Raw genomic sequence first — 24,584 nt, 5'->3', positions numbered from 1 at the left:
CCGTAGGGCGATAACGGTTCGCCGCCCCGGCCGGCCGCTGGCTACCCTCCCGCCATGGTCGACCTCGTACGCCGCCTGATCGCCGCCCAGTTCCCGCAGTGGGCGGCGCTGCCCGTCACCCCCGTACGGTCGGCCGGTACGGACAACGACATGTACCGGCTCGGAGAGCACCTCGCCGTCCGGCTGCCCAAGTCCGCCGGGAACGCCGGGTCCCTCGCCAGGGAGCAGCGGTGGCTGCCGCACCTCGCCCCGCACCTGCCGCTGCCCGTACCGGTGCCGGTGGCGCACGGCGTGCCCGGGGAGGGGTTCGGTCTGCCCTGGTCGGTGTACGACTGGCTCGACGGAGCCAACGCCTACGACGAGCCGATCACCGACCCCGCCGACCTCGCCGACGCCGCCGTCGTGCTGGGCCGATTCGGCGCGGCCCTGCGCCGCGTGGACGCGAGCGGCGGACCGACGTCGTTCCGGGGCGGCCCTGTCACCGCCTGGGCGGACGGCGCCATGGAGGGCGCGATCCGGGACCTCGGCGCCGACGGCGTGCTCGACGCGGACCGCGTGAGCCGGGCCTGGGAGGCGGTGCTGCGGCTGCCGCGGTGGGACGGCCCGCCCCGGTGGGTCCACGGTGACCTGCTGCCCGGCAACCTGCTGGTCCGCGGTGGCCGGCTGAGCGCCGTCATCGACTTCGGCGCGGTCGGCACGGGCGACCCCGCCTGCGACATGATGGCCGCCTGGACCCTCCTGACCGCCGAGACCCGCCCGCTCTTCCGCGAGGCGGCGGAGGTCGACGTCGCGACCTGGGCGCGAGGGCGCGGCTGGGCGCTGTGCTGGGGCGTGGTGACCGAGCGGGAGTACGCCGGTGTCAACCCGGCCCTGGCCGCCGTGGCCCGCCGCTCGTGGACCGAGGCGCTGACGGGGTAGGGGCCGCGCCGGCGGGCAGGGGCCGGGCGCCCGGAAGTTTCGTTCGCGCGGGGCTGTTCTTCCCCGCCCACGAGCCTCACCATGCTCCTGACTACTCGTGCGTAACACCTTGTAGGGGGAAGCGTGTTGAGGCTCATCCGTGTGCGGTTCGCCGTGTTGCTCGCGCTCGTGCTGTCCCTGATCGCGGTCCAGTTCGCGGTCCAGGCTCCCGCCGGCGCGGCCGTGTCCGCCGCCCGTACGCCCGTCGTCCTCGTCCACGGCTACAACGCCGACCCCGGTGTCTGGGGCGGCCTGCGCGAGGACCTCAGGGCGGACGGCTACACCGACGCCGAGCTCTTCTCCTTCGGGTACGACACCCACCGCTCCGTCAACGAGGCCGTCGCCGGTGAACTCGCCGCGTACGTCGAGGACGTCAAGCGGCGGACCGGGGCGAGCCGGGTCGACCTCGTCGCGCACTCCTTCGGCAGCCTCGTCACACGCTGGTACGTGAAGTTCGACGCCGCAGGTCAGTCGTCCGTGGCCCACTGGGTCTCGCTCGCCGGGCCCAACCACGGCACGAGCACCGCGTGGGCCTGCGCCCTGTGGGACCAGGCCTGCCGGGACATGACCCCGGGCTCGTACGTGCAGAAGAGGCTCGCGGAGGGCGACGAGACCCCGGGAGCCGTCCGGTACGCCACCTGGTGGTCGAACTGCGACGAGGTCATCAACCCCGACGACAGCGTCCCGCTGACCGGCGCCACCAACAACGCGGCCGGCTGCCTCGACCACAACGCGCTGCTCGGTGACGACGGCGTGTCCCAGGGGGTCAGGGCCTTCCTGCGGTCCTGAGCTACGCGTCCAACTGCTCCGGGAGCGGCGAGGAGTGAATGACCGTCAGCCCCGACACCGCACGCGTCAGCGCCACGTACAGCCGCCGCAGCCCCGTCCGCTCGTCCGGTTCGCCGTCCACGACGGCGGCCGGGTCGTCCAGGACCACGTAGTCGTACTCCAGGCCCTTGGCGAGCGAGGCAGGGACGAGGGTCAGCCGGGACTCGGCCGTCGTCTCCTCGCCGGGCTGGAGGTAGGCGTGACCCGCCGCGGTCAGCGCCTCGGCGAGCGGTGCGATCCGGGCGTCGGCGGCGATCAGGCCGACGGAGCCCTCGTGCCCCAGGGCCTCCGCGCAGGCGGCGACGACCGCCGCGTCCAGCTCCGCCGGTGCGTGGTGGCGGATCGACAGCGAGCCCGGGTTCTCCCGGACCGACTCGACGGCCGCGAGCCCCGGCGACATGTGCGGCAGCAGCCGGGAGGCGTACGCGATGACCTCGCGCGGTACACGGAAACCGGCGGTCAGCTCCTCCACCACGGCGTCCGGCTTGCCCAGGTGGTCCAGCGCCTGCGCCCAACTCGCGGTCGCCCACGGGGTGGTGCCCTGCGCCAGGTCGCCGAGGATCGTCGCCGAACCCGTCGTGCAGCGGCGCCCGACGGCCCGGTACTGCATCGGGGAGAGGTCCTGCGCCTCGTCCAGGACGACGTGCCCGAGCGAGTGCGTGCGCTCCACCAGGTCCTTCGTCTCGTCGATCAGGACCGCGTCCGCCGCCGACCACTTCGCGGACTTCACCGACCGCGCGGGCCTGGTCCACAGCAGCAGCTTCTGCTCGTCGCCGGAGAGGATCCCCGCCGCGTGCTCGGCGAGGAAGTCGGCGTCGCTCAGCAGCCGCAGGACCAGCTTCGCCGGATCGACCGGCGGCCAGAGCGCCTTGACCACCGCCTTCACGGCGGTGTTGCGGGCGACCGCGTCCTGCACCCGGTCGTCGGGCGCCTCGCCCGCCTGCTCCATGCGGACCAGGACGGTGTGCGCGATGCGCTGCGGCAGCGCGTCGCGGGCGGCGCCGTAACGGATGTCGCGGTCGAGCAGCTCGCGGACGATCTCCTCCAGCTCGTACGCGGGGACGCGCCAGCGGCGCGAGCCGCGCACGACGACCAGCGGCTCGGTCGGCAGCGTGACGTGCGAGCGCACCGCCCGCCGCAGCACCTCCGCCATCCTCGCGTCGCCCTTGACGACGGCCGTCGCCGCCTCGTCGGCGCCCCGGACCTCGACATGCGCGACGAGGTCGTCGACGGTCGCCTGCCGCACCTCCAACTCGCCGAGGGCGGGCAGGACCTGCTCGATGTAGTGGAGGAAGGAGCGGTTCGGCCCGATGACGAGGGTGCCGGTGCGGGCGAGCCGCTCCCGGTGCGCGTAGAGCAGATACGCGACCCGGTGCAGGCCGACGGCGGTCTTTCCGGTGCCGGGACCGCCCTGCACGCAGACGCTGCCGGCCAGCCCGGACCGGACGATCTCGTCCTGCTCGGGCTGGATGGTGGCGACGATGTCCCGCATCGGCCCGACGCGCGGCCGCTCGATCTCGGCCTGGAGCAGCCGGCTGGTCCGCTCCAGCTCGGCGGGGTCGGAGAGGTGCTCGTCCTCGTACGCGGTGAGGTCACCGCCCGTGTAACCGAACCGCCGCCGCAGCCCCACGTCCTGCGGGTCCTTCTTCGACGCGCGGTAGAAGGGCTGGGAGACGGGCGCGCGCCAGTCGATGACCATGGGGTCGCCGTGGGCGTCGTGGACGTGCCGGCGGCCGATGTAGAACCGCTGCCCCTCCTGCGTGGAGTGCAGATAGTCGAGCCGCCCGAAGAAGAGGGGCGTGTGGGACAGATCGGCGAGCGCCTTGATCCGCTCCTCGATCTGGCGGCCGAGGACGGCGGCGTTGACCCAGTTCGCGGTGACGTCCTTGATGTCGAGCGCCTCGACGTCCTCGCGCATCGCGCGCAGCGCTCCACGCGAGTCGGCGAGATGGGCGCGCTCGTGCGCGAGCGGGTCGGACATGGCGGTGCCTCCGGGTGGGCGTGCGGTCACGTGCGCGCGTGCTGCGCGGGAAAGGGCGGCCGCCGGTTTCCGACCGGGCGGCGGCGCGCTCCACGGGGGAGGCGGGGAAGTCGGAGATTGTAACGTCGGTGAGGAGAGGGGCGCGAGCGATTAAAACGGGGGAGACCCCGTAGGGGACGGGCTCCACCCTGAGGGGGACGAGAGGTCCACCCGCAGCCTGATGTGTTCGGAATGTCCGAATTGCATGATGGAGGCATGACCACAGCGACCTTCACCCCGGCCCGTACGATTCCCCGCTCCCACCGCCTCGGCCTCGCCCTTCGCGCGATACGCGCCTACGGCTCGGCGGCCGCCGAGGTCGTCGTCCTCGGCCGGTACGCCGAGGAGGCGGGGGTGCGCGACCCCCGCCCCCGCCACCAGGGCCACCCGGACTGAAAGCTACGTGGGGCTACTGGCCCGTCTGCCCACCGTCGCCCGCCATCAGCTCGTCGGCGTCGACGATCCGGTACGCGTACCCCTGCTCGGCCAGGAACCGCTGGCGGTGGGCCGCGAAGTCCTGGTCGATCGTGTCGCGCGCGACGACCGAGTAGAAGTGGGCCTGGTGCCCGTCCGCCTTCGGCCGCAGCACGCGCCCGAGGCGCTGCGCCTCCTCCTGCCGCGACCCGAACGTGCCGGAGACCTGGATGGCGACCGTCGCCTCGGGCAGGTCGATGGAGAAGTTGGCGACCTTCGAGACGACGAGGACGCTGATCTCCCCGTTCCGGAACGCGTCGAAGAGCTTCTCGCGCTGCGCGTTCGACGTCTCGCCCTTGATGACCGGCGCGTCCAGATGCTCGCCGAGCTCGTCGAGCTGGTCGATGTACTGGCCGATGACGAGGATCTGCTGCCCGGCGAACTTCCGCACGAGCGCCTCGGTGACCTTCCGCTTCGTGGCCGTCGTGGCGCAGAAGCGGTACTTCTCCTCCTGCTCGGCGGTCGCGTACGCGAGCCGCTCCGCGTCGGTGAGGTTGACCCGCACCTCGACGCAGTCGGCCGGCGCGATGTACCCCTGCGCCTCGATCTCCTTCCACGGCGCGTCGAACCGCTTGGGCCCGATGAGCGAGAAGACGTCGGACTCACGCCCGTCCTCGCGCACGAGGGTCGCGGTCAGTCCGAGCCGGCGCCGGGCCTGGAGGTCGGCGGTGAACTTGAAGACGGGCGCGGGGAGCAGATGCACCTCGTCGTAGACGATGAGGCCCCAGTCGCGGGAGTCGAAGAGCTCCAGGTGGGGATAGATCCCCTTCCGCTTGGTCGTCAGCACCTGGTAGGTGGCGATGGTGACCGGGCGGATCTCCTTCTTCGTACCGGAGTACTCGCCGATCTCGTCCTCGGTGAGCGAGGTCCGCTTCACCAGCTCGTGCTTCCACTGCCGGGCGGAGACGGTGTTGGTCACCAGGATGAGCGTGGTGGCCTTGGCCTGGGCCATCGCCCCGGCGCCGACCAGCGTCTTTCCGGCGCCACAGGGCAGCACGACGACACCGGAGCCACCGTGCCAGAAGCCCTCGACGGCCTGCTTCTGGTACGGCCGCAGCGCCCAGCCGTCCTCGGCGAGCTCGATGGCGTGCGCCTCGCCGTCGACGTAACCGGCGAGGTCCTCGGCGGGCCAGCCCAGCTTGAGCAGGGTCTGCTTGATCTGCCCGCGCTCGGAGGGGTGCACGGCGACGGTGTCCTGGTCGATCCGGGCGCCGACCAGCGGCTGCACCTTCTTCGACCGGAGGATCTCCTCCAGGACGGGCCGGTCGGTGCTGGTCAGCACGAGCCCGTGGGTGGGGTGCTTGGACAGCGTGAGCCGCCCGTACCGCGCCATGGTCTCGGCGACGTCCACGAGCAGCGCGTGCGGCACGGGGTACCGCGAGAACTCCACGAGCGCGTCGACGACCTGCTCGGCGTCGTGCCCGGCGGCCCGGGCGTTCCAGAGCCCGAGCGGCGTGACCCGGTACGTGTGGATGTGCTCGGGCGCCCGCTCCAGCTCCGCGAACGGCGCGATGGCCCGCCGGCAGGCCTCGGCCTGCTCGTGGTCGACCTCCAGGAGGAGCGTCTTGTCGCTCTGGACGATGAGTGGTCCGTTCACGTACGTACATCCCTTCGCACGGGCCAAACATCCAGTGTGCCTGACAGCCCGCCGATGCAGGTGGGGGCCGCCTCATCACCGGACGGGCTAGACCTGGTCGTCCGCCAGTTCCGCGACGCCCGTGATGCGGTGCAGGGGGTACGTGCGGACCTCGTCCGCCGTGTGGTCGTAGCCCGTGACGAAGCCGCCCTCGACGCGTACGGGGGCGATCACGCGCTGGCTGGCCGCGCCCTCCGCGTTGACGTAGCCGATCCACACCGCCGAGCCGGTCATCGCGGCGGCCTGGACCGTGGCGAGGGTCTCGGCGGAGGAGGTGCGGGGGAGCGCGCCGGCGGCGCGGGCCGGGGTCTGCGCGCTGTCCGGGCGTTCCTTGCGGACCGCCGTCGAGGCCAGGTCGCCCGCCCGGATCGCCCGGACCGCCGCACCGAGCAGGGTGGTGTCCGGTGCGGGCGGGCCGTCGGGGACGGGCGCGGGCGCGGTGCGGGCGCCCGTGCGGTAGGCGTCGGCGCGGGTGACCAGGACGTCGCCCGCGGCGGACTCGGCGGCCGGGGCGTACCCCATCGACCGCAGCCCGTCGAGGAGCGCCGCCGGGTCCGTCTGCGCGGCCAGCACGGTCGGCGCGAGGCGGCGCAGCCGCAGCGACGCGGACCGCTTGTCGGCCAGGATCTCGCCGAGGACCGCGTCGTCGTCGCAGCGCACGTACGCGGACGCGGCGCCGATCCGCAGGTGCCCGTGTCTGCGCGCCACGTCGTCGATGAGGTACGAGAGCGGCTGCGGCACCGGCGTACGGGAGTGGGCGGTCAGGAAGTCGTGCAGGTCGGAGGCGCTGCGCCCGGCGTCGAGCGCGCGCCGCACCGAGCCCGGCGTGAACCGGTAGACGGTCGCGCCGCCCTTGGACTCCACGTCCGCGAGCACGGAGAGCATGTCGGCGAGCGGCCGCCGCAGCGGGCCGGGCGCGACGGCGGTGAGGTCGGCCTGGAGCAGGACGTGGTCGACGGCCTCCGGCAGCAGCGGCGCGAGCAGGGTCGCGGCCCGCGAGGCGGCCACCGACAGCTCGACCCCGTGCTCCGCGACCGGCTCCGGGGCCGCCTCCGCGAGCGGCAGGTTGAGCAGCGCCCGGGCGGGCGAGGCGAGGGCCCCGCGCCCGGTGACGCCGAGCATCTCGGCCTCGCCGAGGGTCCACAGGGCGAGCCGGGAGCGCAGGTCGCTCGGGCCCGGAGCGGGCGCGGCGCCGTACGCGGGGGAGGCGTGGCCGATGCCGGTCCCGGCGCTGCCGACACCGACACGGGAGCCCGCACCCGTGCCGGTGCCGTACGTCGTCGCCGAGCCGGCCGCCCCGGTCCCCGCGCCCGTGCCCGGCGCCCCCGGTCTGGGCCCCTGCGTCCCGCCCCGCAGCGGGCGCTCCCACCGGAGCCGGGCGAGCAGCGCCTCCGGGTCCGCCGCCGCCCCCGGCGCCAGCGTCGCCTGCAGCGTCAGCACCCGGCGCCGTACCTCCGGCGCCGCTCCCCGGTCGAGGTCCGGGCCGAGGACCGACAGCGTGCGGCCCTTCGCGTCCTGGCCGCCGATCAGGCCCGACGTCCGCGTCCCCAGGAGCCAGGCCGTGGCCAGCCGGGCCCAGCGCTCGGCGGGCGGCAGGTCGAGCCAGTCGTCGTACGCGGGCGTCGGCGCGTACCGCTCGTCCGCCTCGCCGTCGGAGGCCAGCAGCCCGGCACCGTAGGCGAGCTCCAGCCAGAACGCGGCGACCGCCTCGGACACGTCCAGTGCGACGGCGGTCCGCTTCAGGTCCCGTACGGACATCCCGCCCGCGCGGAGCACGGCCGGACCGCCCTGGTCCCAGCTCTTCAGCAGCTCCTCGACCGTCGCGAGCGCCGCGTACGCCTGGCCGGCGGCCGCGTTGTCCACAACCTGGGGACGGTACTCGCGCAGCACGGTCAGCTCGGGCGCGCGCGGCTCCGGCGCCCGGTGCGCCCGGCCGCCGCGCAGATGCAACGCCGCCTCCCGGGGCAGGACGACCGTGCGGGTCGAGGAGGGCAGCAGCAGACCGCGGTCGCGCAGCCACTGGACCGGCGGCGCGGGATTCGCCGTCACCTCGCCGTACGGCGGACCCCACACCAGCCGGTCGAGCACGGCGAGCGCGTCCGGCGGCGCCGTGTCGAGCAGCGCGCCCATCCGGTCCCGGTCGGTGAACAGCTCCGTGAGGGCGGCCACCGCCGAGACCGGGTCGTGCGTCGCGGGCAGCCCCGCGGCGGCGATGATCTCCTGGATCCGGCCCGGTGACATACCGGCCGTCGACTCGGCCACGGTCGGCCCGAGACCGGTCGGGGACGGGTGCTGCGGCGAGGGCGCGAGCAGCTCGCGCGCGGTCCGTACGAGCCGCAGCCGGTCGTCCTCGCCCCAGACCAGGGCCTGTTCGCGCAGCGCCTCCACCGCACCGGGCAGCGCCGCCTCGATGCCCGGGTCGCCGTCGTCGCCGGTCAGGAGACCGAGGAGGACGCTGTACGGGGCGGGGTCCGGGGCGACCGCGAGCGCCTCGGCGGTCTGGAGGGCGAACCGGTCGAGTCGTTCGAGCGCGCGCACCACGGAGCCGCGGGTGCCGGCCCGGGTGGCGAGCTGGGTCAGGTCGTTGGGCACGGGGGAGAGCAGGTCCGGGCGCGCGCGCAGCAGCGCGGCGAGCCCCTCGTCGCCCCGCGCGCGCAGCGCCTCCGCCAGCGTGCGCGGCGCGGCGGCGGCGTCAGTTCCTTCGGGCACGTACGCCTCCCGATCGAGCTCACCGATCCCCATCCGGACCACGTTAGCCCCTGCGCGGGCGCTAACGTCGGGGCGTACCGGCCGTGGAGGGGACTGTGGGGATCGAGAGCGACCAGTTGGTCTTCGACTATCTGAGCCGCGTGGGCGATCTGGCCCAGCAGCGACAGCTGCCGTCGGGGGACCGGATGAGACTCGTGTCGTCGCTCAGGGGCGAGATCGACCGCCGGCGCGCCACGTTCGGCCGGGAGAGCCCGGCGGCGATACGGGGCATGCTCGACGAACTCGGCTCACCGGACGAGGTCGTGGACCGGGCGACGGGTACGGCTCCGGTACCGGAATCGGCGCCGGGCGCGGCGGGCGGGCCCAGCGGGTCCGGCGGCCCGGGCGGGCCTGGCGTTCCGCGCGACGCGGGCGCCGCGCCGGGGGGCCCGGGCGATCCGCGCGCGCCCGGCGGCCCGGGCGGGCGGAAGGGGGCGGGGGCCCGGACGGTGCGGGACGCCACCGGGGCCCCGGACGTGCCGGGGCAGCGGCGCGGTGGCCGGCTGTGGAGGAAGGCCCCGGTCCCCAAGCCCCGTACCCCGGCTCCGGTGACCGGGCCGACGCCGCCGCACCTGGCGGGGACGGACGAGGTCGGCGCGGCGGACACGGTCTCGGACTGGTGGCGGCTGGACGACGCGGTCGACGAGCCGCTGCCGGGGGACGACCTGGTGCCCGGGTTCCGCGGCGGGGTGGAGATCCCGGAGCTGCTGCGGCCGCCGGTGCGGGAGGACGAGGAGGCCGAGGAGGCCGAGGGGGACGGCCCGGACGCGGAGGGCGCGCCCGGGGAGGGAGCCGCTCGGAGGCCGCTGTGGCGACGGGTCCTGCGCCGGGGCGGCGGCGAACCGGCCGCGGTGGAGGGCGGCTTCCGGCTGGGCAGCCCGGTCCTCGTGCTGGCCGCGCTCCTGCTCGTCGGCGGCGCGATCTTCAGCTCCCTGCTCGCCCTGGCCCTGGGCTGGCTCCTCGCCTACGCCTCACGCCGCCTGTCCCGTACGGAGGCCCAGTGGGCGGTCGTCGTCCTCCCGGCCCTGGCCGCCACCGCGGGCGTCGTCTGGATCTGGGGCCGCGTGCAGGGCCGCTGGGGCGAGCCGGTCGCGGCGGGCGGCGAAGCCATGGGCGCGGCGATCTCCGAGGCGTGGCCCTGGGCGCTCAAGGGCGCGGCCCTGGCCTCGGCCGCCTTCCTCCTCTGGCGCGCCCGCCGCGCCCGGTAGGGCGAGTCCCGGGCGGGACGGCCGACGTCAGGACGTCCGCCGGACCGTCAGATCCCCGGTCCCCTGCTTCCCCTGACAGCCCGTGGCCCGGTCGGGGGCGGCCCGGGCGGGACGGCGGGCGGCCCCGGGGGCGCCCCGTGGCCGTCCGTGACGGGGAGCGGCGGTCGTCGCACCGGCGGCGGCCCGATTCGAACATGTGGGCACAATGTCCTCCATGGCTACCCCTGGCATCCCCACGGTCGGCTTCGACCTCGACATGACCCTGATCGACTCCCGCCCCGGCATCAAGGCCACCTACCTGGCCTTCTCCGCGCAGGTCGGCGTGGCCATCGACGCCGACCTGGCGGTCTCCCGGCTCGGGCCGCCGCTGGAGCACGAGCTCGCGCACTGGTTCCCGACGGCGGAGATCGCCGACCGGGTCACCCAGTACCGCGCGCTCTACCCGACGTACGCGATCGAGCCCTCGCTCGCGCTGCCCGGCGCCAGGGATGCGATTCAGGCCGTTCGCGAGGCGGGCGGCCGGGCGATCGTCGTGACCGCCAAGAACGAGCCGCACGCCAAGCTGCACCTCTCCCACCTCGGCATCGACCCCGACGCCGTGATCGGCGGCCTGTGGGCCGAGGGCAAGGCGGAGGCCCTGCGCGCGTACGGCGCGGGGGTGTACGTCGGCGACCACACCGGCGACGTGCGCGGCGCCGCGCACGCGGGCGCCCTGTCGGTGGCCGTGGCGACCGGACCGTGCGACGAGAACGAGCTGCGCGCGGCCGGCGCGGACGTCGTGCTCAGCGACCTGACGGAGTTCCGTGCCTGGTGGGAGGCGTACCGGAGCTAGTCGCCGCCGACGGCGACCGCCTTCGCCTGGCGGCGCTGGGCGGCGATCGAGCGCAGCACGCCGGCGCCGGCGACGAGGAATCCGACGCCCATCAGCATGCACACCGCGTACGCGACCGGCGGGAAGGGGTCGGTGCCGAGGAACAGCGGCGCGACCGTGACCAGGGTGGCCACCGCACCGATGAGGAAGACAATCGCACCGGCGCGGACGAGACCGTCACCCGGAGCGCTCTCGTCCGACCTGGCCGAAGGGGTTTCACTACGCATTCGGCCAGGGTAGTTCCCTGGCGCTAGGAACAAACCGGCGACGTCTTGTCACCAGCCCGAAGCCCATTAGCCTTGGTGCCTCGGGGGTCCCGTCCTGCTCGAAGCCGAGAGCCGGGGGAGGACCGGGCGACCCGCTGCATTGATCTCCAGAGCCGGATTCCCGGCGCATTCCATCGAGTACGAGGACGAGGACAGACGTGCCTACCGGCAAGGTCAAATGGTTCAACAGCGAGAAGGGCTTCGGCTTTCTCTCCCGGGACGACGGCGGCGACGTCTTCGTCCACTCGTCGGTGCTCCCTGCCGGAGTCGACGCCCTCAAGCCGGGGCAGCGTGTGGAGTTCGGGGTGGTCGCGGGCCAGCGCGGTGACCAGGCCCTTTCCGTGACGGTCCTCGACCCGACCCCGTCCGTCGCCGCGGCGCAGCGCCGTAAGCCCGACGAACTGGCGTCCATCGTGCAGGACCTGACGACGCTCCTGGAGAACATCACGCCGATGCTGGAGCGGGGCCGCTACCCCGACAAGGCGCAGGGCGCGAAGATCGCCGGCCTGCTGCGGGCGGTCGCGGACCAGCTCGACGTGTGAACCCCCTCAGGGGAACGACAGCGCGTCCGGGCCGAGGGGCGGTACGAGCCCCTCGGCCGCCGCGCGCGTGAGCAGTCCGCGCACGGCCGCGTAACCGGCCTCGCCGAGATCGGCCGTGAACTCGTTGACGTAGAGGCCGATGTGCTGATCGGCCACCTTCGGGTCCATCTCCTGCGCGTGCTCCCGTACGTACGGCCGGGAGAGCTCCGGGTCGTCCCAGGCCATCCGTACCGACGTACGCGCCGCGTCGGCGAGGCCCCGCAGCACGTCCGGGCCGAGCGAACGGCGGGCGATGATCGCGCCGAGCGGGATCGGGAGGCCGGTGGTGTCCTCCCAGTGGGCGCCCATGTCGGCGAGGGCGTGCAGACCGTACGTCTGGTAGGTGAACCGGGCCTCGTGGATGACGAGCCCCGCGTCGACCTTCCCGTCGCGCACGGCGGGCATGATCTCGTGGAACGGCATGACGACGACGTTCCCGACGTCACCGGGGACGACGTCGGCGGCCCAGAGCCGGAAGAGCAGATACGCGGTGGAGCGCTCGCTGGGCACGGCGACGGTCCGGCCTGAGAGGTCGATCCCCGGCTCCCGGGTGAGCACCAGCGGGCCGCAGCCGCGCCCCAGCGCGCCGCCGCAGGGCAGCAGCGCGTACTCGTCGAGGACCCAGGGCAGGACGGCGTACGAGACCTTCAGGACGTCGTACGCGGCGCTGCCGCTCGCGGCCCAGCCGTTGGTGAGGTCGATGTCGGCGAACGTCACGTCGAGCCGTGGCGCGCCGGGGACCCGGCCGTGGGCCCAGGCGTCGAAGACGAAGGTGTCGTTCGGGCAGGGCGAGTACGCGATCTTCAGCGTCTTGGACGTCATGGGGTGGGCTCCACGAGGACGGAGTGGCTGAGCGGCTGGAACGCGGACCCCAGGGCCTCCAGGGCCTCGCCGACGCGCCAGGCGGCGCGGTCGCGGGGACCGACGGCGTTGGAGACCGCCCGGATCTCGACCACGGGCACGCCGTGGGCGGCGGCGGCCTCGGCGACGCCGAAGCCCTCCATCGCCTCGGCGGCGGCGCGGGGGTGGAGCGCGGCCAGCTCGGCGGCGCGCTCGGCGGTGCCGGTCACGGTGGAGACGGTGAGGACCGGGGCGACGACGTGGCGTCGCTCTCCGAGGGCCTCGGAGACGCGCCGGACCAGGTCTTCGTCCACGAGGTGGGCGGACCGCCCGAAGCCGAGCTCCTCGACGGCCAGGTAGCCGTCGGGCGTCCGGGCGCCGAGGTCGGCGCAGACGATCGCGTCGGAGACGACGACGGTGCCGATCGGGGCGTGCGGCGGGAAGCCGCCGGCGATCCCGGCGGAGACGACGAGGCCGTAGGCCTCGGGTCCGGTCGCCCGGGCGAGCGCGGTGGCGGTGGCGACGGCGGCCGAGGCGGGCCCGACACCCCCGACGAGGACGTCGACGACGGCGCCGGCGCCGGCGCACCGGTGGCGACGCAGCACGTGCCCACCGGGGAGCGGGACCTCGACGGGACCGCCGGTTCCGGGGGGACCGCTCGGGCTGTCGGGACCGCTCGGGCTGTCGGGACCGCTCGGGCTGTCCGGACCGGCCGCGCTGTCCGGACCGGCCGCGCTGTCCGGACCGCCGGAAGGGAGGCCGCGGGCGACGGAGTCCGCCTCCGCCGCCACGGCCGTCACGATCAGGGTCCGGAAGGTCACCGGAGGATCAGGATTCCTTCTTCAGCTCGAAGTGCCAGATGCCGGTCAGCTTCTTGCCGTCGTTCTCGACGATGGTGACCTGGGCCTGGTCGGTCGTCTCACCGGTCTGGGAGGCGAAGAAGGCGCTGGCCGGGATGGTCCGGTACGTCTTCTTGTACGGCTCCGGCTCGGCGTTCTGGCCGCCGAGGAAGATGGTCCAGCCCTTCTCGGCGATCTCGGGGTCGACGCCGAAGCGGATCTTGTCGTCCGCGGCGACCGTGATGGTCTTCTCGGCCTTCCTGTTGAGGCACTGCTGGATCTGCGACTCCTTGATGGCGTCGCCGTTGTTGTAGCAGGCGGCCTCGGAGTGGACCGAGTCGGTCCCGACCGTCAGGGTCGCGAGCGGAGTCGGCTTGTCGCAGGCGGAGAGTACGAGGAGCCCGGCGGAGACGGCCCCGAGGGCGACGGCGGCCCGGCGGCGCGAGCCGGTGAAGAACGCAACGGTCATGGCCCGAAGGCTATCGGGCGTACCGAACTCCGCCACGCGGGGGTGCGGCGCGCCGCGTTTTCCGGTGCCCCGGGGCGTCACGCGTCGGTGGTCGCCCTCCGGCGGGTCTCCGCGCGCGCCGCGCCCACCAGACCCCGTACCGCGAGCAGCGCGCCCAGGCCCAGGATGCACGCGGCGACCGACATCCCCATCGAGCCGCTCAGCGGCAGCGAGATGCCGATCGCACCGCCCACCACCCACGCCATCTGCAGCAGCGTCTCCGAACGGGCGAACGCCGACGTCCGCACCACCTCCGGCACGTCCCGCTGGATCAGCGCGTCCAGCGACAGCTTCGACAGGGCCTGCGTCAGGCCCGCCACCGCGCCCAGCACCGCCACCATCAGCCCGCCGAAGAACACCGCCGCGAGCACCGCCGCACCGCACACCGTCGTGATCATCGTGGCGATGATCACCTCCGGCGCGTGGCCACGCTCCTTCAGGAGCGAGCCGACCGCCGTCCCGCACGCGTTCCCCACCCCCGCCGCCACCGCGACCATCGCCAGCGACACCGCCGCGCTCTGCCCCGACAGCGGGTGCTCGCGCAGCAGGAACGCCAGGAAGAAGATCAGGAACCCGGACAGCATCCGCTGCGCCGCGTTCGCCTGGAGCCCGTGCAGCACCGAGGGCCCCACCGTCCGCAGGGACGGTTTCTTCTCGCCGTGGGTCAGCAGGTGCGCCCGCCGTTCGCCCTTCGCCGAGTCGACCTTGTGCGGCATCCGGAACGCCCAGTACCCGCCCAGCAGGAACAGCGCGCACGCCCCGTACAGCGGATACGGCGGCCCGATCTGCTGGAGCCCCGCCCCGATCGGGGCGGCGATCCCGGTCGCGAGCAGACCCGCGAGGGTGACCCGCGAGTTCGCCTTGACCAGGGAGAAGCCCGGTGGGAGCAGCCGGGGCACGACGGCGCTGCGGACCACTCCGTACGCCTTCGACGCCACCAGCACGCCCAGCGCCGCCGGATAGAGCTCCAGGCCGCCCGTGGCCACCGCCCCCGACATGGTGATCGCGAGGACGGCGCGGGTCCACATGGCCGCCGCCATCGCCGCCCGCCGCCCGTGCGGCAGGCGGTCCAGGAGCGGGCCGACCACCGGGGCCAGCAGGGTGAACGGGAGCATCGTGATGCCGAGGTACAGCGCCACCCGGCCGCGGGCCTCGTCCGTCGGTACGGAGAAGAAGACCGTGGACGCCAGCGCGACCGTGATCATGACGTCGCCGGCCCCGTTCACGGCGTGCAGCTCGATCAGCTTGCCCAGGCCCGACTCGCCCGCGCCGTGCGCGTGCGTCGCCTTGCGGATCCCCCTGGCCGTGCCGGTGAACGGCAGATGCAGGGCGCGCCCCACCGCCCGGCCCGCTCGGCGGAGCGGCCCGGCAAGATCGTGGGATCGTGCGGACGACCGTGCGGCTGCCACTCCGTCATAGTGCCCCACGCTCATGACTTGTGAACCGTGGCACGGCGGGCCGACGGTCCACGATCCGGGCCACTTGGGGCGGGCAGGTGGGCGGCGGGCGGCGGAGGGGGTAGCGTGCGTAGCGCGCCACCGGCGGAAGATCTCGGCCGCGCGCCTCTTCGGCATCCCGCAGAATGGATGACGATAGGTGTGCCCGAGAGACGCGAGACATGTCGGGTGCGGACGTCGATGCGGCCCCCTGGTCCGCTCCGCCCGCCGCCCGGGGCTTTCGCTCCCGCTCCTCGGCCGGCGCACCCGTGAGACGGCGTAGGAGAGAAGCGAGACCTGTGAGTGCTGCGACGACGCGAAGCCGTACCCCGCGTACCCCGCGTACCCCCGACCGCCTGTGCGCCGAGGCGGTAGACCTGGCGAGGTCGGCCGCCGAGGAGGCTGCCGCACCCGGAATCGTCGGGGCCCATGTGGACGCCGTCGCCGACGGCGACCGGGTCGTCACGCACTTCTTCGAGTCGAAGGAGCCCGGCTACCGCGGCTGGCGCTGGGCCGTGACGGTGACCCGCGCCTCCCGGGCCAAGAACGTCACCCTTGACGAAACCGTCCTGCTGCCGGGCTCCGACGCCCTCCTGGCCCCCGAGTGGGTGCCGTGGAGCGAGCGGCTGCGGCCCGGCGACATGGGCCCGGGGGACCTGCTGCCCACGGAGCAGGACGACCTGCGGCTCGAACCGGGGTACACCGGCGAGGACGCGCCGCCGCCGAACTCCGCGGTCTCCGAGGAGATGGCGGAGCACCTGGACGTCGAGGACGCCGAGATCGTCTCCCGTACGCCGTCCCGGGGCTCGATCGCCTCGGTCGCCGAGGACCTCGGCATGCGCCGCGCGCGCGTGCTGTCGCGGTACGGGCTGCACGTGGCGGCGGACCGCTGGGACGAGGCGTTCGGGGCGAAGACCCCGATGGCGCAGGCCGCGCCCGCCTCGTGCGACTCCTGCGCCTTCCTGGTGCCGCTGGCGGGGTCGCTGAAGCAGGCGTTCGGTGTCTGCGCGAACGAGTTCTCGCCGGCGGACGGGCGCGTCGTGTCGCTCTCGTACGGCTGCGGCGGCCACTCCGAGGCCGCGATCATGCCGAAGCCGCCGCGTCCGGCGCCGCCCGTCCTCGACTCGATGGGCGCGGACGCGTTCCCGCTGCGCCCAGCGAAGGACTCGGGCTCCACGACGGAACCGGACGGCACCTCGGAAGACCTGGGCCACTCCTAGGGGGTGTCCTGCCCCGCCCCCGGGGAGCGGGGTCCGCCCCGCTCCGTCGTGGGCGGTCGTTCCGCTCGGGGGAAGGGCCCTGGGGGAGGCCCCCACGCGGGTAGGGCAGGGTGGGGGGCGGGGGCGCGGTACCTTCGGGCCCCGGCATCATCCCGCCCCGCAGAGTGGAGTCAGACGTGAGCGTCAGCGTCAGGACGTCGACCGACGGAGCCGATCCCTTCGGCACCGCCCGGCTGCGGAGGGGCGTACTCGATGCCTGGGGCGCCGGGCCCGCCCGGTTCCGGGAGGACGCCAACGCCGAGGAGGATCTCGCCCTCGGCGGCTACCGCGACCGCCTCGTCGTCGAGCTCGCCCAGAACGCCGCCGACGCCGCCCACCGCGCCGGCGTCACCGGACGGCTCCGGCTCACGCTCCACGAGGCCGGCCCCGACGCACCCGCCGTCCTCGCCGCCGCCAACACCGGCGCCCCGCTCGACGCGACCGGCGTCGAGTCGCTCTCCACCCTCCGCGCCTCCGCCAAGCGCGAGCAGGTCCAAGGCGCCGTCGGCCGCTTCGGCGTCGGCTTCGCCGCCGTCCTCGCCGTCTCCGACGAGCCCGCCGTCCTCGGCCGGCACGGCGGCGTCCGCTGGTCCCTCGCCGAGGCCCGCGAGCTGGCCGCCGAGGCCGCCCGGCACAGCCCCGGCCTCGGGGACGAGCTGCGCCGCCGCGACGGCCACGTCCCGCTGCTGCGCCTCCCGCTGCCCGCCGAGGGCACCGCCCCCGAGGGCTACGACACCGTCGTCGTCCTCCCGCTCCGCGACTCCGCCGCCGTCGACCTCGCCGAGCGGCTCCTCGCCTCCATCGACGACGCCCTGCTGCTCACCCTCCCGGGCCTCGCCGAGATCGTCGTCGACACCCCCGGCGGCGCCCGGACGCTGCGCCGCTCCGAGGAGGACGGCTACGTCCACATCGCCGACTCCACGACCGGCACCCACCGCTGGCGGACCGTCACCCACGGCGGCCCCCTCGACCCCGCGCTCCTGAAGGACCGGCCGGTCGAGGAGCGGCTGCGCCCGCACTGGTCGGTGACCTGGGCCGCGCCCGTGGACGGCGAGGGCGCCCCGCTGTCCCCCCGTACCGCCCCCGTCGTGCACGCCCCCACCCCCACGGACGAACCGCTCGGCCTGCCCGCCCTCCTCATCGCCTCCCTCCCCCTGGACACCGCCCGGCGCCACCCCGCGCCCGGCCCGCTCACCGACTTCCTGGTCGAGCGCGCGGCCGACGCGTACGCCGAGCTGCTCGCGGACTGGCAGCCGGTGACCGTCGCCACGATCGACCTCGTGCCCGGGCCGCTCGGCAAGGGCGCCCTCGACGGGGCGTTGCGCGCGGCGATCCTCCAGCGGCTGCCGCGCGTCGCGTTCCTGGCGCCGGAGGCCCCCTCGGAGGACGTACCGGCGCTACGGGCCGTGGAGGCGGAGGTCCTGGAGGGCGCGGGCCACGAGACCGTCGCCGTCCTCGCGGAGGTCTTCCCGACCCTGCTGCCCGCAGGGCTCGAACGGCGGGTGGAGCTGCGCACGCTCGGTGTCGGCCGGGTACCGCTGACCGAGGCCATCGACCGGCTCGCGGGGGTGGACCGCGCGCCGTCGTGGTGGTGGCGGCTGTACGACTCGCTGGCGGGCGTGGACCCGGACCGCCTGACGGGCCTCCCGGTCCCGCTGGCGTCCCCGGACGGCCGTGACACCGACGAGGCCCGTGGGGCCCGCGACGCGGACGAGCCCCGCGACGCGGACGAGTCCCGCGAGGCCGACGGTGACGCCCGCGCGGACCGCGAGGCCGGCGAGTCCGGCCGTGACGCCGGCGCGGACCGTGACGCCGACGCCGACGCCGACGCCGACGCCGACGCGGACCGCGAGACCGACCATCACGCCCGCGAAGCCGACCGTGACGCCCGTGAGGACCGCGAGGCGCGTGACGCGGCCTCCGCACCCACGCGTACCACCATCGGCCCCCGCCACGTCCTCCTCCCGCAGGACCGCACCCCCGCCGACCTCACCCGCCTCGGGCTCAAGGTCGCCCACCCGGAAGCCGCCCACCCCCTCCTGGAGAAGCTGGGCGCGCTCCCGGCCACGCCCCGTGCCGTGCTCACGACGCCGCAGGTCCGGGCGGCGGTCGCCGGGTCGCTCGACGCGGGCGAGATCTGGGACGAGGACGCGGACGCGCTGGACGCCGACGAGCTGGTCGAGACGGTTCTCGCGCTCGTACGGGACGCGGAGCTGGAGCCCGGCGACGAGCCGTGGCTCGGCGCGCTCGCCCTCCCCGACGAGGACGGGGAGCTGGCGCCCGCCGGTGACCTGGTCCTGCCCGGAAGCGACTTCGCCGCCGTGATGCGCGAGGACGAACTCGCCCTCTGCGACGCCGAACTGGCTGAGCGCTGGGGCGAACAGCCCCTCGCCGCCTGCGGGGTGCTCGCCGGGTTCGCCCTGGTCCGGGCCACCGACCTGGTCCTCGACCCGGACGAGATGGAGCCCCGCGCCGGGGACTTCGCCGAGCCGGACGACGCCGGACTGCTCGACGCCGTCGACGTCTGGTGCGAGGACGTCCTCGACCGCCTCCCGGACGCGCCGGTGCCGCCGGTGGCGACCGAGATCGTCGCCGTACGGGACCTGGACCTGGTCGACGACGACGCCTGGCCGCAGGCGCTCGCCCTGCTCGCCCGGCCGCCGCTGCGGGACGCGCTGACCCAGCCCGTGCGGGTCCTGATGCCGGACGGCACGACCGAGACCGTACGGTCGTACACCGCCTGGTGGCTGCGCGACCACCCCGTCCTCGACGGCCGCCGCCCCGCCGGCCTGCGGGCGGCCGGCACGGACCCGCTGCTCATCGGCCTGTACGACGCCGCCGACGCGACCGGCTTCGAGGACGAGCAGGTCCTGCGGGCCCTGGGCGTCCGCACCTCGGTGGCCGCCCTCCTGGACGAGCCGGGCGGCGCGGCCGAACTGCTGGGCCGCCTGGCCGACCCGGACCGTGAGGTGACGGGCGCCCAGCTGCACGCCCTGTACACGGCCCTGGCCGACCTGGACCCGGACCAGGTCACCCTCCCCGACGAGCTGCGCGCGGTCGTCGACGGCGAACTCGTCGTCGTGGACGCCGCCGAGGCCCTGGTCGCCGACGCCCCCGACCTCCTCCCGCTCACGGGCGGGCTCCCGCTCCTCCCGGTCGCCCCGTCCCGCGCGGCCGACCTGGCGGAGCTGTTCCAGGTCCGGCGGCTGAGCGAGTCCGTGGCGGCGGAGGTGACGACGGTCGGCGAGGAACACGACGTCCCGCCCTCGGTCCACGCCCTCCTCGGCCCCGCGACCCCGCAGTCGTACGTCGAGCACGACGAACTCCGCGCGGCGGGCGTCGAACTGGACTGGCGCCGCACGCCCGACGGCACGATCCACGCCGCCACCCTGGAGGGCGTCGCCGCCGGCCTCGCCTGGGCGGCGGATCAATGGCCCCGCCGCTTCGAGGTCGCCGCCCTCCTGGAAGACCCCTCCCGCACCGCGGAGTTGGCCCGCGACAGGTGGTTCGACTAGGAACCGTCCGGCGCCGGGAAGGGCCTGCCGGCCTTCGGCCCGGCCCGCCTCACGCGGGGAAGCGGTGGTCCACCCAGCGGAAGCCCAGCTCGACCAGGGCCGCGCCCGCCGCCGCGATCGCGACCGCCGTCCACGGCATCGTCACGCCCACCAGCTTCAGCGCGAAGAAGTCCTGGAGCCAGGGGACGACCAGCACCAGGAGGAAGGCGCCGCCCATGGTGGCCACCAGGGCGATGCGCCACCAGGTGTAGGGGCGGGCGACGATCGCCAGGACCCACATGGAGACCAGGAAGAGGGTCAGCGTGGCCGCGCTCGTCTCGGCGTCCAGGGCGCCCGGGCCGCTGTAGTACGAGCGGGCCACGAGGTACGTGGCGAAGGTGGCCGCCGCCGCGACGATGCCGCCGGGGATCGCGTACCGCATCACCCGCTTCACGAAGTGCGGCTTCGCGCGCTCCTTGTTGGGCGCCAGCGCCAGGAAGAAGGCCGGGACGCCGATCGTGAGCGTCGACAGCAGGGTCAGGTGCCGGGGCAGGAACGGGTACTCGACCTGGCTGCAGACCACCAGGATCGCGAGGAGGACCGAGTAGACCGTCTTCGTCAGGAAGAGGGTCGCCACCCGGGTGATGTTGCCGATCACCCGGCGGCCCTCCGCGACCACCGACGGCAGCGTCGCGAAGGAGTTGTTCAGCAGGACGATCTGGGCGACCGCCCGGGTCGCCTCCGAGCCCGAGCCCATGGAGACGCCGATGTCCGCGTCCTTGAGCGCGAGGACGTCGTTGACGCCGTCGCCGGTCATGGCGACCGTGTGCCCGCGGGACTGCAGCGCGCCCACCATGTCCCGCTTCTGCTGCGGGCTGACCCGGCCGAAGACGGTGTGGCGGTCGAGCTCGGCGGCCATCTCCGCCCGGTCGGTCGGCAGCCGGCGGGCGTCGATCGTGTGCTCGGCGCCGGGCAGGCCGAGCTTCCCCGCGACGGCCCCCACCGACACCGCGTTGTCGCCGGAGATGACCTTGGCGGCGACGTTCTGGTCGGCGAAGTAGGCGAGGGTGTCGGCGGCGTCCGGCCGCAGCCGCTGCTCCAGGACGACGAGGGCGGCTGGGCGCGCGTCGTCGGCGACCTCGGGGGAGTCCAGCTCCCGCGTGGTGCGGGCCAGCAGCAGGACGCGGAGCCCCTGCTCGTTGAGGTGGTCGATCTCGGCGAGGACCGGGTCGCCGGTCCTCAGGAGCACGTCGGGCGCGCCGAGCAGCCAGGAGGAGGTGTCGCCGTCGCCCTCGCCGAAGGCCGCGCCGCTGTACTTGCGGGCGGAGGAGAAGGGCAGCGCCTCGGTGCAGCGCCAGCCCTCCGCGTCCGGGTAGGCGTCGATGATGGCCTGGAGGGAGGCGTTGGGGCGCGGGTCGGACGCGCCGAGGGCGCCGAGGACCTTCCGTACGTACGTCTCGTCGCTGCCGTTCAGCGGGCGCAGCTCCGTGACGTCCATGCCGCCCTCGGTGAGCGTGCCCGTCTTGTCGAGGCAGACGACGTCGACGCGTGCCAGGCCCTCGATGGCCGGCAGCTCCTGCACGAGGCACTGTTTGCGGCCGAGCCGGATCACCCCGATCGCGAAGGCGACGGAGGTGAGCAGGACGAGCCCTTCCGGGATCATCGGGACGATGCCGCCGACGGTCCGGGCGACGGAGTCCTTGAAGTTGGAGTCCTTCACGACGAGCTGGCTGATGACGAGCCCGGTCGCGGTCGGGACCATCATCCACGTCACGTACTTGAGGATCGTGGAGATGCCGGAGCGCAGCTCGGAGTGGACGAGCGTGAAGCGGGAGGCCTCCTCGGCCAGCTGGGCGGCGTACGCCTCCCGGCCGACCTTGGTGGCGGTGAAGGCGCCGCCGCCCGCGACCACGAACGAGCCCGACATCATCGGGTCGCCCGGCTTCTTGACGACCGGGTCGGCCTCGCCGGTGAGCAGCGACTCGTCGATCTCCAGGCTGTCGACCTCGGCCACCTCGCCGTCGACGACGACCTTGTCGCCGGGGCCGAGTTCGATGAGGTCGCCGAGGACGATCTCGGAGGTGGAGACCTCCGTGGCGACTCCGTCCCGGCGGACCGTCGGTTTCGCCTCGCCGATGACGGCGAGCCCGTCGAGGGTCTTCTTGGCGCGGAGTTCCTGGATGATGCCGATGCCGGTGTTGGCGATGATCACGAAGCCGAAGAGGCTGTCCTGGATCGGCGCGACGAAGAGCATGATCACCCAGAGCACGCCGATGATGGCGTTGAAGCGGGTGAAGACGTTGCCGCGGACGATGTCGGCGGTGGAGCGGGAGCTGCGGACGGGGACGTCGTTGACCTCGCCGCGCGCGACGCGTTCGGCGACCTCGGCGGAGGTCAGCCCGGCGGTCCGGTGCACGACGGGTGGTTCGTCCGCGGGCTGCTCGCTGCCGTCGGTGTCGATCTTCGCCCGCTGAGTCATGGTTTCGACGTTACGACCGGAAGCGACCGTTCACCCGCCGAGAAGGGCGAACATCAGACCGCGGGAGGACCGGAATCGTCCCGCGGTACTACGAGCTCCGCGGCGCCTCGCGGGAGGAGCGGAATCGTCCCGCGGTACTACGAGTTCCGCGGCGCCTCGCGGGAGGACCGGGATCGCCCCGCGGTACTACGAGCTCCGCGGCGCCTCGCGGGAGGAGCGGGATCGCCCCGCCGTACTACGAGCCCTGCGGCGCCTCGCGCCCGTCCGCCTCGCGCCCGTCCGCCTCCGCGCGCTTGATCGCGGCGTCTCGCTTGCGTACGTACCAGATGCCGATCAGTCCGAGACCGGCTCCGGCGAGGCACGTCCACACCCACCACGTCAGGTCGCGGTCGTCGAACCAGCCGTAGAAGGGGACCTGGACGAGGAACAGGACGAACCAGAGGATCGTGCCGCCGATGATGGTGGCGACGACGGGCCCCTCCAGGGGCTCGGGTGCCTCGTGCTTGGGGGTCCACTTCGCCATGCGGTCAGTCTAGGCGGCCGTCGCCTCACGCCCCCGGGGCGGCCTGGCCGCGCCGGTCTACGCGCGGAGATGGACGCTCCCTCGTTCATGTGTTCATACTGAAACGGTTTGCCTATGGCGGGTTTCCTTCGTATGAACCGCCAATTACCACCCCACGAGGAACCCCATGAGCACCCCGGCCCCTGCCACGGCCATGCCCCCCTCACCCGAGGGCGGTGCGCCGACCTCCGGTCTCGACCGCTACTTCAAGATCTCCCAGCGCGGCTCCACCGTCGCCCGTGAGGTCCGCGGTGGATTCGCCACCTTCTTCGCGATGGCCTACATCATCGTGCTGAACCCGATCATCCTCGGCAGCGCCAAGGACATGTACGGGCACCAGCTCGACAGCGGCCAGCTGGTCACCGCGACCGTGCTCACCGCGGCCTTCTCGACGCTCCTCATGGGCGTCATCGGCAACGTGCCCATCGCCCTCGCGGCCGGCCTCGGCGTCAACACGGTCGTCGCCCTCCAGCTCGCGCCCCGGATGTCCTGGCCGGACGCCATGGGCATGGTCGTGCTCGCCGGCATCGTCGTGATGCTGCTGGTCGCCACCGGCCTGCGCGAGCGCGTGATGAACGCGGTCCCGGTCGGCCTGCGCAAGGGCATCGCGATCGGCATCGGCCTCTTCATCATGCTCATCGGCCTCGTCGACTCGGGCTTCGTCTCCCGTATCCCCGACGCCGCGCACACCACCGTCCCGCTCCAGCTCGGCGCCGACGGCCACCTCGACGGCTGGCCGGTCCTCGTCTTCGTGCTCGGCGCGCTGCTCACCCTCGCGCTGATCATCCGCAAGGTGCCCGGCGCCATCCTCATCTCCATCGTCGTCATGACGATCGTGGCGATGGTGATCAACGCCGTGGCGGAGGTCCCGTCCTGGGGCCTGACCACCCCGACCTGGCCCGGCAACCCGGTGGCCTCGCCGGACTTCGGCCTGGTCGGTCAGGTGAGCCTGTTCGGCGGGTTCGGGAAGGTCGGGATGCTGACCGGCATCCTCTTCGTCTTCACCGTGCTGCTGTCCTGCTTCTTCGACGCGATGGGCACCATCCTCGGTGTCGGCGACGAGGCGAAGCTGATGGACAAGGACGGCAACTTCCCCGGCATCAACAAGGTCCTGCTGGTGGACGGCCTGGCGGTCGCGTCCGGCGGCGCGACCTCGTCCTCCGCGACCACGTGCTTCGTGGAGTCCACGGCGGGCGTCGGCGAGGGCGCCCGTACCGGCCTGGCCTCGGTTGTCACCGGCGCGCTCTTCTCGGTGGCGCTGTTCCTCACGCCGCTCGCCACGATGGTCCCGTCCCAGGCGGCGACGCCCGCGCTGCTCGCGGTCGGCTTCCTGATCCTGGCCGGTTCGGTCAGGGACATCGACTGGAGCGACTTCACCATCGCCGTGCCGGCGTTCCTCGCCATGGTGATGATGCCGTTCACGTACTCGATCACGAACGGCATCGGCATCGGCTTCATCGCGTTCAGCGTGCTGCGGCTCGCGGCGGGCCGGGGCCGCGAGGTCCCGGTGGCGATGTACGTCGTGTCGGCGGTCTTCGTCTTCTACTACGCGATGCCGGCTCTCGGCCTCACGTGACC

The 24,584-nt window shown here is 74.1% G+C and carries 19 protein-coding genes; 9 read left to right on the top strand and 10 right to left on the bottom strand.

Annotated features, from left to right (window positions below):
- Positions 1–54 precede the first annotated feature (54 nt).
- Both ACIPPS_RS27450 and ACIPPS_RS27445 read left to right on the top strand, forming a co-directional pair.
- Positions 55–918, top strand: coding sequence for an aminoglycoside phosphotransferase family protein (locus ACIPPS_RS27450; protein WP_401437200.1), 864 nt, complete (start codon positions 55–57; stop codon positions 916–918).
- A 126-nt stretch (positions 919–1,044) separates the two neighbouring features.
- A complete protein-coding gene (locus ACIPPS_RS27445; protein WP_401437198.1) occupies positions 1,045–1,746 on the top strand; it encodes an esterase/lipase family protein in 702 nt (233 codons plus the stop codon).
- Between the two features lies 1 nt (position 1,747).
- On the opposite strand, the gene ACIPPS_RS27440 is transcribed toward ACIPPS_RS27445, so the two are convergent.
- Entirely contained in the window at positions 1,748–3,766 is a 2,019-nt protein-coding gene (locus tag ACIPPS_RS27440) for a HelD family protein (protein ID WP_401437196.1), read from the bottom strand.
- Between the two features lie 255 nt (positions 3,767–4,021).
- Between ACIPPS_RS27440 and ACIPPS_RS27435 the strand changes: the two genes are divergently transcribed.
- On the top strand, positions 4,022–4,201 hold the full coding sequence (locus ACIPPS_RS27435; RefSeq protein WP_401437193.1) for a hypothetical protein: 180 nt from the start codon (positions 4,022–4,024) through the stop codon (positions 4,199–4,201).
- A gap of 13 nt (positions 4,202–4,214) precedes the next feature.
- Here the strand turns inward: ACIPPS_RS27435 and ACIPPS_RS27430 are convergent, their stop codons facing one another.
- Both ACIPPS_RS27430 and ACIPPS_RS27425 read right to left on the bottom strand, forming a co-directional pair.
- A complete protein-coding gene (locus tag ACIPPS_RS27430; RefSeq protein ID WP_401437191.1) occupies positions 4,215–5,876 on the bottom strand; it encodes a DNA repair helicase XPB in 1,662 nt (553 codons plus the stop codon).
- A gap of 87 nt (positions 5,877–5,963) precedes the next feature.
- On the bottom strand, positions 5,964–8,657 hold the full coding sequence (locus tag ACIPPS_RS27425) for a helicase-associated domain-containing protein (protein ID WP_401437188.1): 2,694 nt from the start codon (positions 8,655–8,657) through the stop codon (positions 5,964–5,966).
- 62 nt (positions 8,658–8,719) lie between these two features.
- Between ACIPPS_RS27425 and ACIPPS_RS27420 the strand changes: the two genes are divergently transcribed.
- Positions 8,720–9,871, top strand: coding sequence for a hypothetical protein (locus ACIPPS_RS27420; RefSeq protein WP_401437186.1), 1,152 nt, complete (start codon positions 8,720–8,722; stop codon positions 9,869–9,871).
- 205 nt (positions 9,872–10,076) lie between these two features.
- Complete coding sequence (locus ACIPPS_RS27415) at positions 10,077–10,703, top strand: HAD family hydrolase (RefSeq protein WP_401437183.1); 627 nt, start codon at positions 10,077–10,079, stop codon at positions 10,701–10,703.
- Here the strand turns inward: ACIPPS_RS27415 and ACIPPS_RS27410 are convergent.
- Entirely contained in the window at positions 10,700–10,969 is a 270-nt protein-coding gene (locus ACIPPS_RS27410; RefSeq protein WP_401437180.1) for a hypothetical protein, read from the bottom strand. The genes ACIPPS_RS27415 and ACIPPS_RS27410 overlap by 4 nt on opposite strands.
- Positions 10,970–11,166: 197 nt before the next feature.
- Here ACIPPS_RS27410 and ACIPPS_RS27405 point away from each other — a divergent pair, with 197 nt between their 5' ends.
- On the top strand, positions 11,167–11,550 hold the full coding sequence (locus ACIPPS_RS27405; protein WP_308354918.1) for a cold-shock protein: 384 nt from the start codon (positions 11,167–11,169) through the stop codon (positions 11,548–11,550).
- 6 nt (positions 11,551–11,556) lie between these two features.
- Here the strand turns inward: ACIPPS_RS27405 and ACIPPS_RS27400 are convergent, their stop codons facing one another.
- The 4 genes from ACIPPS_RS27400 to ACIPPS_RS27385 all read right to left on the bottom strand — a co-directional run bounded on the left by ACIPPS_RS27400 (position 11,557) and on the right by ACIPPS_RS27385 (position 15,209).
- Positions 11,557–12,411: a 1,4-dihydroxy-6-naphthoate synthase gene (locus ACIPPS_RS27400; RefSeq protein ID WP_401437177.1), complete on the bottom strand. Its 855-nt coding sequence runs from the start codon at positions 12,409–12,411 to the stop codon at positions 11,557–11,559.
- On the bottom strand, positions 12,408–13,250 hold the full coding sequence (locus tag ACIPPS_RS27395; protein WP_401437175.1) for a futalosine hydrolase: 843 nt from the start codon (positions 13,248–13,250) through the stop codon (positions 12,408–12,410). Before ACIPPS_RS27395 ends, ACIPPS_RS27400 begins: the two co-directional genes overlap by 4 nt.
- Before the next feature lie 7 nt (positions 13,251–13,257).
- The gene (locus ACIPPS_RS27390) at positions 13,258–13,737 is read right to left on the bottom strand and encodes a DUF2771 domain-containing protein (RefSeq protein WP_401437172.1); all 480 of its coding nucleotides are present in this window, start codon (positions 13,735–13,737) and stop codon (positions 13,258–13,260) included.
- A gap of 77 nt (positions 13,738–13,814) precedes the next feature.
- A complete protein-coding gene (locus ACIPPS_RS27385; protein WP_401437170.1) occupies positions 13,815–15,209 on the bottom strand; it encodes an MFS transporter in 1,395 nt (464 codons plus the stop codon).
- Between the two features lie 302 nt (positions 15,210–15,511).
- Between ACIPPS_RS27385 and ACIPPS_RS27380 the strand changes: the two genes are divergently transcribed.
- Together ACIPPS_RS27380 and ACIPPS_RS27375 are read left to right on the top strand one after the other, a co-directional pair.
- Positions 15,512–16,432: a DUF3027 domain-containing protein gene (locus ACIPPS_RS27380; RefSeq protein ID WP_401437168.1), complete on the top strand. Its 921-nt coding sequence runs from the start codon at positions 15,512–15,514 to the stop codon at positions 16,430–16,432.
- 176 nt (positions 16,433–16,608) lie between these two features.
- Positions 16,609–19,986 (top strand): sacsin N-terminal ATP-binding-like domain-containing protein, encoded by a 3,378-nt coding sequence (locus tag ACIPPS_RS27375; protein ID WP_401437166.1) that lies wholly within the window; start codon positions 16,609–16,611, stop codon positions 19,984–19,986.
- Positions 19,987–20,035: 49 nt separating this feature from the next.
- On the opposite strand, the gene ACIPPS_RS27370 is transcribed toward ACIPPS_RS27375, so the two are convergent.
- Positions 20,036–22,444 (bottom strand): HAD-IC family P-type ATPase, encoded by a 2,409-nt coding sequence (locus ACIPPS_RS27370; protein WP_401437163.1) that lies wholly within the window; start codon positions 22,442–22,444, stop codon positions 20,036–20,038.
- Positions 22,445–22,679: 235 nt separating this feature from the next.
- Entirely contained in the window at positions 22,680–22,967 is a 288-nt protein-coding gene (locus ACIPPS_RS27365; RefSeq protein ID WP_401437160.1) for a DUF2530 domain-containing protein, read from the bottom strand.
- A gap of 166 nt (positions 22,968–23,133) precedes the next feature.
- Here ACIPPS_RS27365 and ACIPPS_RS27360 point away from each other — a divergent pair, with 166 nt between their 5' ends.
- Positions 23,134–24,582, top strand: a complete 1,449-nt coding sequence (locus ACIPPS_RS27360) for an NCS2 family permease (RefSeq protein WP_401437157.1) — start codon at positions 23,134–23,136, stop codon at positions 24,580–24,582.
- Positions 24,583–24,584: the final 2 nt, after the last annotated feature.

This window comes from Streptomyces sp. NPDC090127, from assembly GCF_044746945.1.
In the GTDB taxonomy this organism is placed as follows: Bacteria; Actinomycetota; Actinomycetes; order Streptomycetales; family Streptomycetaceae; genus Streptomyces.
Note: the sequence above shows the minus strand (reverse complement) of the source record. Positions and strands in the feature narration are given on the sequence as shown.